At 45.5% G+C, this 17,039-nt stretch carries 11 protein-coding genes; 6 read left to right on the top strand and 5 right to left on the bottom strand.

All coding sequences use genetic code 11. From position 1 onward, the window contains the following. Nucleotides 1-172: 172 nt before the first annotated feature. Complete coding sequence (locus tag HUX74_RS15800; protein ID WP_174646998.1) at nt 173-1,498, top strand: OmpP1/FadL family transporter; 1,326 nt, start codon at nt 173-175, stop codon at nt 1,496-1,498. A gap of 76 nt (nt 1,499-1,574) precedes the next feature. On the opposite strand, the gene HUX74_RS15795 is transcribed toward HUX74_RS15800, so the two are convergent. The 5 genes from HUX74_RS15795 to HUX74_RS15775 all read right to left on the bottom strand — a co-directional run bounded on the left by HUX74_RS15795 (nt 1,575) and on the right by HUX74_RS15775 (nt 10,174). Then, the gene (locus tag HUX74_RS15795; RefSeq protein ID WP_117600345.1) at nt 1,575-2,855 is read right to left on the bottom strand and encodes a hypothetical protein; all 1,281 of its coding nucleotides are present in this window, start codon (nt 2,853-2,855) and stop codon (nt 1,575-1,577) included. Nucleotides 2,856-3,031: 176 nt separating this feature from the next. Next, the gene (locus HUX74_RS15790) at nt 3,032-4,159 is read right to left on the bottom strand and encodes a glycosyl hydrolase family 18 protein (protein WP_057097812.1); all 1,128 of its coding nucleotides are present in this window, start codon (nt 4,157-4,159) and stop codon (nt 3,032-3,034) included. A gap of 12 nt (nt 4,160-4,171) precedes the next feature. After that, nucleotides 4,172-5,107 (bottom strand): hypothetical protein, encoded by a 936-nt coding sequence (locus HUX74_RS15785; protein WP_117965334.1) that lies wholly within the window; start codon nt 5,105-5,107, stop codon nt 4,172-4,174. 27 nt (nt 5,108-5,134) lie between these two features. Beyond that, complete coding sequence (locus HUX74_RS15780; RefSeq protein WP_005832449.1) at nt 5,135-6,925, bottom strand: RagB/SusD family nutrient uptake outer membrane protein; 1,791 nt, start codon at nt 6,923-6,925, stop codon at nt 5,135-5,137. Between the two features lie 15 nt (nt 6,926-6,940). After that, a complete protein-coding gene (locus HUX74_RS15775; protein ID WP_174646997.1) occupies nt 6,941-10,174 on the bottom strand; it encodes a TonB-dependent receptor in 3,234 nt (1,077 codons plus the stop codon). Between the two features lie 105 nt (nt 10,175-10,279). Between HUX74_RS15775 and HUX74_RS15770 the strand changes: the two genes are divergently transcribed. The 5 genes from HUX74_RS15770 to HUX74_RS15750 all read left to right on the top strand — a co-directional run bounded on the left by HUX74_RS15770 (nt 10,280) and on the right by HUX74_RS15750 (nt 17,007). After that, nucleotides 10,280-11,341: an IS5-like element IS1169 family transposase gene (locus HUX74_RS15770; protein ID WP_008657074.1), complete on the top strand. Its 1,062-nt coding sequence runs from the start codon at nt 10,280-10,282 to the stop codon at nt 11,339-11,341. Between the two features lie 773 nt (nt 11,342-12,114). Beyond that, a complete protein-coding gene (locus HUX74_RS15765; protein WP_117965328.1) occupies nt 12,115-12,795 on the top strand; it encodes a queuosine precursor transporter in 681 nt (226 codons plus the stop codon). Between the two features lie 112 nt (nt 12,796-12,907). Next, entirely contained in the window at nt 12,908-13,564 is a 657-nt protein-coding gene (gene queC / locus HUX74_RS15760) for a 7-cyano-7-deazaguanine synthase QueC (RefSeq protein ID WP_005831503.1), read from the top strand. A 31-nt stretch (nt 13,565-13,595) separates the two neighbouring features. Continuing rightward, nucleotides 13,596-14,051, top strand: a complete 456-nt coding sequence (gene queF / locus HUX74_RS15755) for a preQ(1) synthase (RefSeq protein WP_117965416.1) — start codon at nt 13,596-13,598, stop codon at nt 14,049-14,051. 649 nt (nt 14,052-14,700) lie between these two features. Then, on the top strand, nt 14,701-17,007 hold the full coding sequence (locus HUX74_RS15750) for a TonB-dependent receptor (protein ID WP_254592909.1): 2,307 nt from the start codon (nt 14,701-14,703) through the stop codon (nt 17,005-17,007). Nucleotides 17,008-17,039 lie beyond the last annotated feature (32 nt).

Here is a 17,039-nt window from a genome sequence, read left to right as displayed (position 1 = left end):
GGTTCAGTGGCCGGAAGGATTCATAAAATGATAATTATTTCCATTTGTTTCATCAGAAACTATTTGGTATTTCAATGAAAGTATTATATTAGGATAACTTTATGCACAAAACTATTTTTTATGTGCAATATTATTGTACCTTTGCGCCCGAAAACAATTAAAAAAGATTTAGATGAGAAAATTTTCGTTGATTGGCATTGCGATGTTAATCGTTTCAATTCCAACTTTTGCGGGTGGTATCCTAACAAATACAAATCAGCATGTATCTTTTCTTAGAATGTTAGCGCGTGGTGCTTCCATTGATATTGACGGTGTCTATTCTAATCCGGCCGGTTTGGCCTTTCTGCCGGAAGATGGTCTCTATTTGTCTTTGAATGGACAAAGTGCTTATCAGACCCGTAACATAAAAGCGACATTTCCCTTGTTTATTGAAGATGGGAATACACGTTATTATAAAGGAAAAGCTTCTGCTCCTTTCATTCCTAGTTTTCAAGGTGCATATAAAAAAGGAGACTGGACTATTTCCGGTAGCTTTGCTGTTGTAGGTGGTGGCGGTAAGGCATCGTTTGATGATGGTTTGGGTATGTTCGATTCAATGGTGATGGGACAAGTCCATACTATTTCGGGTGGTCAAATCACTCCCAATATGTATTCTATCAATAGTGCAATGGATGGAAGCCAGTTTATTTATGGTGTGCAATTGGGGTTGTCGTATCAAGTTAATGATTGGTTAGGTGTGTTTGCCGGTGGACGTATGAATTATTTTACCGGTGGGTATGAAGGATTTCTGACTGCAACCGCACACAGTAATATTCCTACTTATGGTGGCATGGAATTGGTTGGTATCGATTTAGACTGCGACCAGACCGGCTGGGGATTGACCCCTATCTTGGGAGCTGATGTGAAGTTGGGCAAATGGAATATTGGGTTGAAGTACGAGTTTATGACCAGTCTTAATCTCGAAAATAAAACCAAAAAAGCTGAAGTACGTGCGATGGGAACTGCTATGGGAGATGAAGGGAATCCTTTGGCTGACTATAAGGATGGTGTGAATACTCCGAGTGATATCCCTGCATTATTGACTGCAGCTGTTGGTTATGAATTCCTTCCTACGCTTCGTGCAACGCTGGAATATCACCATTTTTTTGATAAAGCGGCAGGGATGGCCAATGATAAGCAGAAAGCGTTGAAGCATGGCACACATGAAATTTTGATTGGTACAGAATGGGATATAGCTAAACAGCTGACCATCAGTGGTGGTTATCAGCGTACAGATTATGGCTTGGCTGATGATTTTCAGAGTGATATAAGTTTTTCATGTGACTCTTATTCACTGGGGTTTGGTGCTGCCATCAAAATGACAAAGCATTTGACTATGAATATAGCCTATTTTTGGACAAACTATGATGATTATACAAAGAAGATAAGTGAAACCACCAAGAATGTTTATAGCCGTACTAATAAAGTGTTTGGTCTTGGTGTTGACTATAAGTTCTGATTTCACAATCCTACCTTTATATATTAAGAAGCCGTCTCAAATGTCGATTTGAGGCGGCTTCTCTTTTTATATTGGATTAGAAAGAATACTGTACAAGCAGGTTCATACGGTTGGCATGGTTGGTGGAATTGTCGAAGTTGGTGCGCCAGCCACGCAGATATTCAGCGCCTACCTGCATGTTCGGGGTTACGTTCCAGAATACGTTGGCTACGAAATACTGTCCGTAGCGATAGGTACTTGGCAGGTCGTTGGGATAACCGTCTTCAGAATAAAGGCGGGACATGCTGTAAGTGCTTGAGAGGAATATCTTCGGAGATATGTTATATTGCAGACCTGCATACCAGCCCAGCATGGGCAATGCCTGCATTTTGCCTTCCTTTTCGGGATTGGGGACAATATCGACGTTCAGATTGCTGATGTCGTTCAGGTATTGCCCGATACCTTTACCATAGTTGACTTGCCCGAATGCCTGCCATTTTTTACCGAGATTGAAGGTCGTTGAGGCTTGTATACCGTATCCGGTGACACTGGATGCCTTATCCCTTTCTACATTGGTATATGTCATGCTGCGGATGATACCTCCTACACGCAGATGACTGCTGCTGTTCCAGCTGTATTGTGCCGAAGCCGTGAAGTCCGGCATGCGTTGCTGGGCAATCTCGAATTGGCTGCTTGTTGTGCCGTCAACGGCAGGCGCCTCGATGGAAGCTTGGAAACGAAAGTCTTTCAGCCCTTTATAAGTATATGACAATTGTGTGGCGCGGTAGAATGTGGCACCGTTGGGACCTTGAAAGTCAATGGTGGAAGGGAGGGCGCCTAAGTCCATGAAACCGCCATAATTGTATCCTATTGTTATATTGCGGAATGAAAGATAGGCATTGCGCAGTTGGAATGTCTTGTCTCCACCACGGAAATTTCCAGCAGTATAGACTGTGAAGTCACCCAATAGCCGGGTGTGTCCGACCAATTTCAGAAAGATAGTAGCCGTACTGGCATCCATCTGAAATTGATTTTTGATTTTACTACTGCTTGGAATGTTGGCAGGAACAAAGTCGATGTCATCCACAATACCTCCAAAATCATACTCGCCGGTGGCACGGACATACCCTCCGATACCCAGGGCGAATTTGCCTTGTTTGTCCATCAATAAGAAGCGGGGAGCTTTCGGGTCATGGATGTAAGGCAATTGTGACTCATTCATGATACGGATAATCTCGTCGCCCGCTTTGTCGATGGTAACTATGACAATGCCGTTTGGAGCTTCGTCATCGATAATCTCTTTTTTTTGTGCATGGATAGTGGACAAGGGAAGTCCGGTTACGCACAACAGAAACATTGCTTTTAAGATTGTTTTCATTTAAGTTAGGTTTTGATGAATGTGCTTTCAACAACTTAAATGAAAAAAGGTTTTGTAGTCTTGGAGGAAGAAAGGAGGTTATTCCGTCAGTATTCTTGCCTTGAATGAAGATCGTATGCAAAATTACCCTTACCCTAATTTCCGGAATAACCTCCTGAGGATGTGTGTTAAGTTACTTATTTTTTCATGACGGCATTCCATAGCGCTTTGCGTAGGGTTCCCATGGTGTCGTCACCTTCATAATCCCAGAACATCATGCCTTTCATGCCGTTTTTTAATATCCATTCACCTTTGGCGGCAATACTGCGGGGATTGTCGTAGCCACAGTAGAAACTGCCGTTTTTGGTGACATAGGGGACATTGCCTTCGGCATCCCAATTATCGATGACATAGCCGTCGTCTTTGCTCAAGTTGAGAATATCCCGATAATTGATACTGCCGCCGGAATTGAAATCTGCCCTTCCATAGAATGGAATCCCCAATACTAATTTGTTGGCAGCTACACCTGCATTCAGGTATTCGTCTACGGAACGCTGGCAGTCCCAGTAATTACTAGGCTTGTTCAATGCTGATTGATGCTGGGGGGCACCAACCAGATCATAGGCCATGATATTGACGAAATCTACATACGGGTCTACAGCCTTTACATCAATATATTTGTAGCCTTCACCTTGGGGACGTTTGTCCATACAATAACCTGCATAGGTCAATAGGGTGGACTGCCCCAACTCTGCACGCAAGTCTTTCATCAATAGGGTGAAGTTCTCCACATCTACCAACTCGTCATAGGCATTGCTGCTGAAAGTCATACCGGGAAATTCCCAGTCAATGTCAATACCGTCTATGCCCTCACTCAGAACAAAGGCTCTGCAGTCTTGTGCGAATTGCTTGCGCATTTCCGGACTCTTCGCCAGGGCGGAGAAGCCTCCGTCTTGGGAATTGTCAGAATTGGAAACGCTATTGGTAAAAGAGAGTAATATCTTCACATGTGGATACTGGCTCTTTATTTTCTTTACCTTATCAAAACGGGATTTATCACCTTGCAGGCCAAACTTTTCATAAATTCCGTTTTTAACATATAATTCTGCAAAAGCGTAGTTTATGTGGGTCAGGTATTTGGCATCGGGTATGGATGTGCCATAATAAGTGACGTAGCCCAATGCAACCCGGCCTGCAACCTGCTCGGCCATTTCGGTCTCGTTGTCTTCATTTCCCGGAGCTGGCAGTCCGGGAATGTAGTCGTCATTGTGACATGCGGCTACTAGAAAGACAGTAGCTATTATAAATAGCAGTTTCTTTTTCATAGAGAGTGCATATTATTCAGAATCGGTTCCTGCTTCAGTCTTGAAGTAAGCATACCAGCCGCTGTCGTCCCAATCCACACCACCGCTATACTTGCCGGGATGATAGATTGTGATATAGTTCTCATCCAGTGTCAGCAGCCAGAATTTGTTGCTGCCTACGCTTTGTCCGTTGTCGTCATAATTCCCTCCGATGGTGGGGATGCTCGTTATCAGTTCACCCAGTACTCCGTCTTCCGGTTTTTCGTGTGTGAAGGAGAAAGTACCTTCTGCCTTTAGGTTTCCGCTGGCATCATAGGTTTTCATCTTGTTTCCGTCGAATTCGAATACCATGGACTGGTCTCCGGCTTCGGCGGCAGTGACATTGGCCCACCAGGCAAAATTTGATTCGGGAGTATAGCCTGCACTGGTATATTTCCAGCCTCCATGAGCCCCCATATTGCAGACGGAACCCCAGCTGACTTCACGGAACTTCCAGGTTTTCTTGGCAGATTTGTCACTCTTGTCGGTTGCACCGGTGAAGTAAGTGGACCAATCGTCGAATACATTGGTCACAGTCACTACAACCGGCTCTGTCTTGATAATTTGATTGGCGGAAATACCCATATAGTAGATGGAATAGTCTGCATTGGATTCCATGATGACCGTAGCGTTGTCCGTGACCAGTGTCTTACTTTGTTTACTTCCTTCGTCCCCCCATTCTATGTGCCATGAACCGCCAATGTCCGGGCGGGAGTTTTTCAGGGCGATATACTGGTCGCCTTCCACTACTCCGTCTTGGTTGGGGAAGGGTTGGGTAATGGATATGGCGGCTTGTAATGCCTCCTTGGTTATGGGTGTACCGGCATCAGTCACATATTTGTCTCGCAAGTCTTCGTCTTCGATAGGATCGCATGCAGTAACGATGAAGGCTGAAGCAAGCATTGCTATCAATATTTTTGTTACTTTCATATTGTCTTTATTTATAGGTTAATACTCTTACATATTGTTCCAATCCGAGAACTGGGCAGATGCATCCCAGCCTGGATTCTGCTCAAGGACTCCATTGGAGATGTCGATTTCGTCTTGCGGAATGGGCCAGTAGCCTTGGGTTGCTTGTAGGCGTTTCTTATAGTCGAATTTTACCATCGGTACCACCGTAGCGGCATTTATTATATTGAACCCGGTCTGTTTGTTGAGTATGTCACCGGCTTCCTCAAGCGAAGGACCCGACCAGCGAAGGATATCCCACCAGCGGATGGACTCGAATGCAAGTTCCCAGCGGCGTTCCTGCTTGATGGCTTCCAGGGAGTAGGCCACCGGAGCCAAGTGGGAGCGGGCACGTACCTTGTTCAGACCCGTAGCGTCTTGTTTCAGCTCGGACTGCATGAGCAGAACGTCGGCAAAACGGATATGAATCAAGTCGGCAATTTGGAGTAGCTGTTGGGATGTCTGCGAAGATATTCCGGGGAACATCTGCTTGCCGAAAGGTTCGATTTTGCCTTCATTGTAGGAATTGATATTGATGTATTTTTTCTGGAAATAGCCGGTTTGTTCATAGTAACGATAGGATACGGTATATTCCGGTTCACCCTCGTCCATGGTGCAGTCCATCAGCACATTGCCGGCAACATTCGGATCAAGTGCTTTGTACGACCATATGGAACCGGTCAGACGGGGATCCTCCTTGTAACCGTCCGTATAGGTCTGCTTGGCGGCCCAGTCTTTCCATTCGTTGACCATGGCCGGAGATACGGGGCCAGCTCCCCAACCGGTGCCGAAGGGATAACTGTCTTTGTTGGAATAGTTGTCGGCAGACGGTGAATAGAATTGCGCGCATGTGTTGGAGAACCAGGTATAGGTCCAGTCGGATTTCAGGTTATGCTTGTTGGCGAATAAAGTTTCGTCGGAACTGTTTCCTTCCCATTTCAGGTTATGGTTGATGACGTATTGGTAACGGAACCCTTCGGTATTGTCTTCGGTAGCATCGTTGGTATAGGCCCAAATGTTGCGTTGGTCGGACACCAGTTTATGACCGGAGTTGTTAACACAGTCATCTATCCAAGAGATGACCTCCTCTTTGGTAGTTCCGTTGGGAAGCTCGGTTTTTTCGTAGCGTCCGGTATAGAAAAGGAATACACGTGCCATCATGGCTTCGGCGGCATATTTTGTAGCGTGTCCGGTCATGTCTGAGCCTTTCGGATAAATCTTTGCGGGCATCATTTCGATAGCATTTTTCAAGTCTGCTGCAATCTGGGCGTAGATTTCGTCTACGGATGCACGCGGCAGGTTGGTGCTTTCCAGTGTGGTGCGTAAAGGAACTCCGCCAAAAACTTGTGCCAGTTCATAATAAGCCATGGCACGCAGGAAATAGGATTCACCGAAAAGCCGGTTGCGTTCGCTCTCGCTGGACCATGATTTCACGTTCTCCATTGTGTTGATGGCATTGTTGGCACGGTTGATAAGGGTGTAGCAACGGTCCCAGATGCCGGCAAATGTATTCAGATTGCCACTGTACATAAGGAAGTTGGTGGCACAGTTGTTGGAGTAGGAGAGGTTGCCTCCCAGACAGTCGTCACCTGCCAACTGGGCAATGTAATACTGGGAAGAGGTTTCAGGACTTTCAAACAACAGATGGGCGTATATGGCCGTCACCATTTCTTGGGCATCCTTTTCTGTCTCCGGGAAGTTGGCGGTTGTCTTTTCGGTCAAAAGTTCCGAATCGAGGAAGTTTTCGCATCCTGAAAGAAGAATCAGTATTGCTGATGCTATGAATAATATCTTTTTCATAATTTCTTCGGTTAATTAGAATTTTACATTTAAGCCTATCATATAGGTACGTGCACTGGGATAGTAGCCCAGGTCGATGCCTGATGCCCAACCATAATCGTCGCCGCCGTAACCGATTTCCGGGTCCATACCGGAATAGCCGGTGAAGGTAAAGAGGTTCTGTGCGGTCAGATACAGACGCAGCTGTTGTACCGGTAACTTTTTGAATGCTTTCTTGAAGTCGAACCCCACAGTGATGTTCTTTATCTTGAGATAGTCTCCATCTTCGATATAAATGTCTGATACTCTGTTCCAGTTGGAGCTGGAAGCGCTGGACAGTCTCGGGAACTTGTCGGACGTACCTTCGCCGTGCCAGCGTTGGAATATCTCTGCTGTATAGTTATTCAAGGGTGAGGAGGAGAAGTCACGATAACACTTCAGAATCTGCTGGCCGAATGCGCCGTAAGTAGTGATTGAGAAGTCAATGGCCTTCCAGCTGGCATTCAGGGAAAGTCCCATTGTCAGGTCGGGATTCGGGTTACCTATCATAGTACGGTCATTGGCATCGAGCGTACCGCTATTGTCGGTGTCTGCCCAGATTACGTCACCCGGCTGTGTCTTGTCGCCATTCAGTTTCGGACCTTTGTAGTTGTCTATCTGTTCCTGGTTCTGGAATATGCCGTTACTCTTGTAGCCGTAGAAGTAGCCGATGGGTTTGCCTACTTCAGCACGGAAGCACTCTTCGGCTCCTTCCCACAGAACGCTGCCGCTACCGTGGATGATTCCGTCTTTGTTGGCAATCTTGGTCACTTCATTCTTGTTGTGAGCAAGGGTCAGGTTGGCTCCATATTGGAAATCCTTTCCGATGTTGTCGTTCCAGTGGAGTCCTACTTCAATACCCGTGTTTTTTACATTACCGCCATTGACGGACACTGCATTGGCACCGAAGGAAGAGAGTACCGGAGCCGTAACCAGCCAGTCTCTGGTATTTTTGTTATACCAGTCGAATTCAAAGCCCAGGCGGTTGTTCAAGAAGCGTGCATCGATACCGAAATTCAATTGCTCCTGTGTTTCCCAGGTAAGGTCCGGGTTGGTCAGTCGGTAGGCGTATGAACCGGTACTGATGAGGTCCATGGAGTCGCCGAACGTATAACCGCCATATCCATTGTTGGAAGTTATCAGTGAAAGATATTGGAAAGTAGATACATTACAGTTACCATTTTGCCCCCAGGAAGCGCGTAGCTTTAAGAAGTCCAGCCATTTGATTCCTGACATGAAGGACTCGTTGCTGATAACCCATCCGGCGGATACTGAAGGGAAGTATCCCCAGCGGTGTCCGCGGGCAAAAGTGGAGGAACCGTCCGCACGCATGATGACAGAAGCCATGTATTTCTCCTGGTAGTTGTAGTTGACGCGTCCGAAGAAGGAAGCGATGGAACCTTCCCCGTTAGGCTTGCCAGTCAAGGAGGACACACTGTTGGCGGTCAATGGAACATTGGATAAATAAGCGTGCTTGAAGTCATAGAAGTTTGAGCCTATGGCTGAACCGCTCATTTCTTCTCCCATACCCCATTTTTCCATACTCTGACCTACCAGGACGTCGATGTTATGGTCATCGATATTGAAGATGTAGTTGGCTGTATTGTCCCATGACCAACGGTTATACATAGACATGGATTGGGTAACCTTGTCTTCTGCGTTGTTGAGTGACGCACTCAGATAATCGAATCTCGGCAAATAGGAACGATAACTGGAGGCTCCCATGATGTAGCCGAACTGGCTCTTGATACGCAGGTTCTTGATGGGTTGCAGTTCTGCATAGAAGCTGCTCTGCATGTAATGGGACTTGCTTAGGTTCTGGTTCATATAGTAGTCCAGATAAGCTATCGGGTTTTTATTGGCTCCGTTGGAGATATCCCATTTGTAGTTGTCCTTTTCCTGGTCTGCGTAGAGGTAGTAGTCTCCATCTGAATTGTAAGGGTGCATCAACGGGCTCATGATGAGCATATTGTGCACTCCGTTCCAATAAATGCCGCCGGTTCCGAATGAACCTTGCGTTTGCGAATATTTGTAGTTGATGGTTTCGCCCACTTTCAGGAAGTCAAGATTGCCTTTTTTCATGACTACGTGGTCCGAGTTGACGCGGAAGTTGTAGCGGTTCATTTCAGGAAATTCGCCGGGAACTCCCATGGTGGCTTCTTGGTTGGTGTATGAAATACCTATGGCATATCTGGAACGGTCTGTTCCTCCGGTGATGTTGACTGCGTGGTTCTGTACCAATGCATCTTCATTCAGCACTTCCTTCAGCCAGTTTGTCCCTTTCCATGTTCCGTTCTGTATGGCCTGCAAATCCCTTTCCGGAATATAGGTCGCCCAGTTGTACGGACTCAATCCGTCCATTACACGGCCTTCATCCTGCATCATCATGTACTCTTGGGCATTGAGGATAGTAGGGATTTTGTAGAGGTTCTGCACGCCGACATAGCCGTCGTAACTGACTTCGGCAACACCGGTTTTACCTCGTTTGGTGGTAATCAGGATAACGCCGTTGGCGGCACGCGCACCATAGATGGCGGCGGAAGCGGCATCCTTCAAGACGTCCAAAGATTCAATGTCACTCGGGTTCAGCCCGTCGATGCTACCGTTGGCAACTCCATCTACCACATAAAGCGGGGAGAAGGTTCCGGTAGTACCGATACCGCGGATATTCACCTTAAAGCCCGAACCCAGGAAGCCGTTGTTTTGCGTGATGTTGACACCCGGTGACTGGCTCTGCAAAGCGCCCAGGGCATCCACAGTGTTCAGCTTGGCTATGTCTTCTCCTTTCACTTGTACAGTGGCGCCGGTGACAAGTTTCTTTTTCTGTACACCGTAACCGACAACAACTACTTCATCCAGTAGTTCGGAATCTTCTGTAAGGGTGATTTTCATGTTGGCATCTGCTTTGGCTTCCTGCGTCTTATAGCCGATGTAGGAAATGACCAGGGTGGCACCTCTTTTTACGTTTAGCGAGAATTTACCGTATAAGTCGGTGGTAACTCCATTGGTAGTACCTTTTTCCAAGATACTTGCTCCGATGATAGGCTCTCCATTCTGGTCGACAATGATACCGCGGGCTGTTTGTGCCTGCATCTGTTCTGTCACTCCGAATGAATTTTCCGAATAGGTCTCTATTGCCATGATTTTGCTGCTTCCTATAAATAGGGAGGCGATGGCAATTGCTGTGAGGATTTTGTTGTTCGATGTTCCTCGTTTACGATTTTCATTCATAATAGATGTTTTTTGTTTAAGAGGAGTTCTATAAATTAAAATATTGTAGTACAGTTGTTTATATGGTTCCAAGAGCGTAAATTTGCAGAAAATAAGAATTTTATAATGAACAAGTTATCCCGATACCGTAAGCTTCGTTATAATCAACTATTTGAGTCAGAGAATCGTGAATTGCGTTTGAATGAAATGGGCAATCCTCTTGAAGTGTTGTCTCAGTATGTTGATTTTGAGATCTTTCGTCCTACTCTTGAATCAGCCCTTTTTACCGGAGAGCGCAAAAGTAATGCCGGTCGTCCGCCGATAGACTGTGTGCTGATGTTCAAGGTCTTGTTTCTTCAGCGTTATTATGGTTTGAGTGACCATCAGATAGAGTATCAGATAGTTGACCGTACGAGTTTCCGCAAGTTTCTTGGTATTGAATGTGTTGACGATGTTCCTGACGAGAAGACGGTGTGGAAGTATCGCGAACTCCTGACAAATACAGGCGTTTATGACAAGCTTTTTTCGGAATTTCATAGTTTCATGGAAAGTAAGGGTCTGCAATTCAATGAGGGTCGCATCATTGATGCCAGTTTTGTTATTGCCCCTCGCCAACGTAACACCCGTGATGAAAATGAGCAGATAAAACAGGGAGCGGGTAATAAGTTGTGGAATGACAATCCCCACAAGAAGTGCCACAAGGATGTAGATGCCCGCTGGACAAAGAAGCGTGATGAGACTTTTTACGGCTACAAGCAGCATACTAAAGTTGAGAAACGCAATAAGATCATACTTTCTTATGATACCACGTCGGCAGAAGTGCATGATTCCAAAGGCTTTGAAGGACTGCTGGATGAAAAAGACGAAGGCAAGGACTTGTATTTGGACGCCGGTTATGTCGGACAAGAGGAGATTGTAAAACAGCATAAGATGAATCCGATAATTTGCGAAAAGGGCTACCGTAACCGTCCGCTTACCAAGGAGCAGAAATCAGACAATAGGAAAAAATCCAAGACACGTTGCCTTGTCGAGCATGTATTCGGGTTTGAGGAACAAACCATGCGTGGACTTGTGGTGCGTACAGTAGGGCTTATTCGTGCTAAAGCCAATGTAGCACTCACCAGTCTTGTGTATAACATCAGTCGTTACACGCAAATAATCAGGCTGAAACCTGAGTTGTTGGGGTGAATTATGCCTGCACATCCAATTTTTACAACAAACACAAGTTAATTATTGTAAAAATTGGGGGGGGTAGAAAATATTCGCTAAATTTGAAAGACTAAAGCTCACAAATTGGGCAGTTAAAGAGTTCTGCTGTCTGATACAAGAGGATAAATTGAATTGATAGAACTCACCTTAAGCTAATGGATCTCAAAATAAATAGGTTGAATAGAAGATGACACTAATAGTGTCTTGGGGCTTTCGGGTAAATCATAGGCATTCATTGTTTTTCTAAGGTTACTATATATAATATGGTATATTCTTGGTTAATATCAATGTGTTTTCCAGAGCTTCCGGATTGTTGTTATCAAATATAACCCTAATTTTAATTATTTAAAATATAGAATCTTAAGTATTAAAATATGTTGTCTATTATTTTATATGCTTAAGGAATTTGCGTGAATGAAATCTTGTTTGAGGATGAATTCGGTTGCATGCTTTTGAATTTGTACTATAATTTATTAATATGTTGATTTATATGCTTTTAGTTTTTATATTTTAAAGTTGTTGTAAATAATATTCTTTGTTTGGGATGTTCTATTTAAGTCTCGTTAACTAAATATGCACAGTTTGCAATTACTTCGAATAAAAAAAGGACTTTCGTTTTGCTTGAGTTTTAGTTAAAATATATGTTGTTTGTTCATTTGCAAAACTTGTTGTATCTTTGCAACCGGATTTAAAATGTATGATGCCGTGAATAACGGTCGTGTATTCTAGAACACCACGTAAAAAACAGGAGTATGAAACAAAAAGTATCTGTACCTTTTATGTTGCTGGGCATTCTGTTCAATGTATGCTTGATTGCAGCCAATCTTCTTGAGACTAAAGTTATCCAGTTTTTGGGTATTACCGTAACAGCCGGATTGCTGGTCTTTCCTGTTTCTTATATTATCAACGATTGCATTGCCGAGGTTTGGGGCTTTCGTAAAGCTCGTCTGATAATCTGGAGCGGTTTTGCCATGAACTTTTTTGTGGTAATGCTGGGACTGATAGCCGTGGCATTGCCTGCCGCCCCTTTCTGGGATGGTGCCGCGCATTTCAATTTTGTCTTTGGAATGGCTCCCCGTATTGTCATAGCTAGTCTGACGGCATTCTTGGTGGGCTCTTTTCTGAATGCCTACGTAATGAGCCGCATGAAACTGGCAAGCAACGGGCGTAATTTCTCCGCACGTGCCATTTGGTCGACGGTGGTTGGTGAGACGGCAGACTCGTTGATTTTCTTTCCGGTGGCGTTCGGAGGAATCATTGCATGGCGGGAGTTGCTGGTGATGATGTGTATCCAGATTCTGCTGAAGTCCATGTACGAGGTATTGATACTGCCTGTGACTATCCGTGTGGTAAAAGCTATTAAGCGGATAGACGGTAGTGATGTCTATGATGAAGGCATCTCCTATAAAGTATGGAAAATAGGCGATATTTAAAGCCCCTTACCCGTAGTGAGGGGAAATCAGTTATTATGTCAAACAAATAATAAGCAATGCCCTCTCTGTTTCCCTCCCTACGGGGGAGGGAAACAGAGAGGCTTTTAACAAGATGAATAGGGACACTGCTTTGGTGGTATTCAGTGGCGGGCAGGACTCGACCACTTGCCTCTTTTGGGCAAAACGTGAATTTAAGAAAGTGTATGCGCTGAGTTTTCTGTATGGACAGAAGCATCAGAAGGAAGTGGACTTGGCGAGGGCCATTGCCCGTAAGGCAGGTGTGGAGTTCGAAGTAATGGATGTTTCCTTTATCGGCCGGCTTGGACATAACTCATTGACAGATGCCGGCATGGAGATGGACCAGGAGAAGCCGGCAGACAGCTTTCCGAATACTTTTGTGCCGGGACGCAATCTGTTTTTCCTGAGTATAGCCGCCGTCTACGCCCGCGAGCGGGGAATTAATCATATTGTGACGGGGGTGTCGCAGACCGATTTCAGCGGTTATCCCGATTGCCGGGATGCTTTCATCAAGTCGCTTAACGTGACGCTGAACCTGGCTATGGACGAGCAATTCGTACTGCACACACCACTGATGTGGATTGACAAAGCGGAGACCTGGGCGCTGGCAGACGAGCTTGGAGTGCTCGAACTTATACGCCACGAAACGCTGACTTGTTATAACGGTATCCCGGGAGATGGTTGTGGACACTGCCCGGCATGCACGTTGCGCAGAGAAGGATTGGAAAAGTTTTTGGCTTCTACTAAATGAGGCACACTTGTATCACTAAAAATATATGGCTATGACAGAATTGAAAGACCAACTTTCCCTTTTGGGGAGAAAGACAGCATACCGTCAGGACTATGCTCCCGAAGTATTAGAGGCATTTGATAACAAGCATCCCGGCAATGACTACTGGGTGCGTTTCAACTGCCCCGAATTCACCAGTCTTTGTCCCATCACGGGACAACCGGACTTTGCGGAAATCCGTATTTGCTATATCCCCGATGTCAAGATGGTGGAGAGCAAGAGCCTGAAGCTCTATCTGTTCAGTTTCCGCAATCACGGAGCTTTCCACGAAGATTGCGTGAACATCATAATGAAAGACCTCATTCATTTGATGAATCCTAAGTATATCGAGGTGACGGGTATCTTTACCCCGCGTGGCGGCATCTCTATCTACCCGTATGCCAATTACGGACGTCCCGGCACGAAGTTCGAGCAGATGGCGGAGCATCGTTTGATGAACCGTGAATAAGATGCTGTATCTGATGGCTCCTATAAATAGAAGGGGGCTGTTAGGACAGGTAATTTTTGCATCACTATATTCTATATCCTTGTCTACTGACCTTTAGTTTCTTGTTTGCTAATTTTTATTCGTCCGACAGTTGTTGCATTATCGTCCAACAGCTGTCGGACGATAATTAAACAGCCGTCGGACGATAATGTAACAACTGTCGGACGAATAGTTTTTAGTAAATGAGAAGTTAGTCTGTCTTTATTCATCGGCTAATATAAGGCTTCTCTATCATTAGTTTTGCTACATCTTTATTTTCTCTTTTACGATTATCCGCATAAATGCCGCTGACGAATAAGAAATTGTTTTGATTTTATTATTTAAGAGATTTCCTCAGCACCTTCCGAGCTCGTTTTCGGTTTTTTTATCTGTTTTATTATTGATAATACCTATCAATGGTGATTGCATGGTATGATATATACGATAAATCCACTCCATATAATTACCTACAATAAGCGATTGCACAGCTGGATGTTAATAATGACCTTTGCACCGGTTTACTAACAACATTATAATTATTATAAAATTGAAAGCATATACATTTAAATTCTCGCTGCTGTTTCTCCTTCTGTTGGCTTCTCTGTCTGTACATGCGCAGAGGAGAGGAGGGATGATTTCTGGTAGAATCATTTCTACGGAAAAAGAAACGGTGGATTTTGCGACTGTTTATCTGAAAGGGACGAGTTATGGAGGAACCACGAATCAGGAAGGCCTCTATCACATTAAGGCGCCTGCCGGCGACTATACGTTGGTGGTGTCTGCCGTAGGTTATACAAAGGTGGAGAAAAAGGTGAAGCTGGTCAATGATGAGCGGATGAAGCTGAACATAACCATCGCTCCTGAAACGCAACAGCTGGACGAGGTGACTATCGTTTCTACCGGAGTGAGCCGGGTGAAGAGGTCGGCATTCAATGCTGTGGCAGTCGATACAAAGGAACTCCAGAACACCACGAAGAATCTGAGCGATGCCTTGACCAAGGCTCCGGGCATGAAACTCCGTGAGTCGGGTGGGGTAGGTTCGGATATGCAGTTGATGCTGGACGGTTTTAGCGGAAAGCACGTCAAGGTGTTCATTGACGGTGTGCCGCAGGAAGGTGTGGGAAGCTCCTTCAGCTTGAACAATATTCCGGTGAGCTTTGCCGACCGTATAGAGGTATACAAAGGTGTGGTTCCCGTGGGCTTCGGTACGGATGCCATTGGCGGTGTCATCAATATTGTTACCAACAAGAAACGCCGGAACTGGTTTCTGGATGCTTCTTATTCTTACGGCTCGTTCAATACCCACCGCTCATACGTTAACTTCGGACAGACTTTCAAGAACGGTTTCAGCTATGAAATCAATGCCTTTCAAAACTACTCGGACAACGATTATTATGTAGATGCGCCGGTAAAGGATTTTGAGACGGGCAGTTTCAACGAAAGTGAGAAGGTGCGCGTGAAGCGTTTCAATGATACTTACCACAACGAAGCCATTGTGGCCAAAGCGGGTATTGTGGACAAAAGTTGGGCAGACCGGCTGATGTTCGGTTTCACCTATTCGCACATGTACAAGGACATACAGACCGGTGTACGCCAGAAGACAGTCTTCGGGGAAAAGCACCGCTTTGGCCATTCACTGATGCCTTCGATGGAATACAGCAAACGCAACCTGATAATCAAGGGGCTGGATATGGTGCTGACAGCCAACTACAATCGCAATGCCACTACGAATGTGGATACTGCCCGCTACGAATACAACTGGCTTGGTGAGAAACATCCGCTGAACAGCCCCGGCGAACAGTCCCGCCAGTATTCCCGTGCCGATAATGACAATTGGAACGGTACATTGACCTTGAATTACCGCATTGCCAGGGTCCACATGCTGACTTTCAATCATGTGTTGAGTGCATTCCAGCGTGATAATACTTCACTGTTGGCGGTGGAAGAACAGACGGATGCCATTGCCAAGCAGACCCGCAAGAATATCTCCGGTTTGTCATACCGCCTGATGCCTTCCGAAAAGTGGAACTTCTCGGCATTCGGCAAATACTACCGCCAGTATGTGGCAGGACCTATGGCCGAGGATGATACCGGTAGTAATTATGTACGCACCAGCCGTACGGTAGACTCTTGGGGATATGGTGCTGCCGGAACCTACTTCATCCTGCCCGGCTTGCAGGCGAAGCTCTCTTATGAAAAAGCTTACCGCCTGCCCACTATCGAAGAGATGTTTGGTGACGAAGATCTGGAGAGTGGAGACATCGGCATCCGTCCCGAGAAAAGTGACAACATCAACTTGAACCTGAGTTATTCCCGGAGTTTTGGAAAACATTCCGTCTACGTGGAAGGCGGTGTGGTATACCGCAATACGAAGGATTATATCCAGCGCAATATCCAGGACTTGAGCGGAGGAAAAGAAGGGGCCACTTATACCAACTACGGCAAGGTGCTGACGAAGGGATACAATGTATCGGCACGCTATGGCTTCGGACGCTGGCTGAGTGTGGGCGGCAACTTCACGCAGATGAATGTGCGTGACAATGAGAAGATGCAAATCGGCAGTATCGGCAACTCTGTGGAAAATCTCGGTTACAAGGCACGCATTCCCAATGTGCCCTATCAGTTTGCTGATTTTGACGTAAACTTCTATTGGCGCGACCTCTGGAAGAAAGGGAATATGCTGTCCGTGACTTACGACAACCAGTACATGCACAGCTTCTCCTACTATTCGCAGGCCATCGGTAGCAAGAACAAGGATTTCATGGTACCCGACCAGTTCTCCCATAACCTGACATTGAGCTATAGTCTGAAGAATGGCCGCTATAATATCTCGTTTGAATGCCGCAACTTCACGAACGAGGATTTGTACGACAATTTCAGTCTTCAGAAAGCCGGGCGTGCGTTCTATGGCAAGGTACGTGTACATTTTGGTGATTAATAAATATAATGGTTTTAATAGGTGTAATTAAT

It is taken from the genome of Bacteroides sp. Marseille-P8574 (assembly GCF_902825465.1).
In the GTDB taxonomy this organism is placed as follows: domain Bacteria; phylum Bacteroidota; class Bacteroidia; order Bacteroidales; family Bacteroidaceae; genus Bacteroides; species Bacteroides uniformis.
This window is presented reverse-complemented; position numbering and strand designations above follow the sequence as displayed.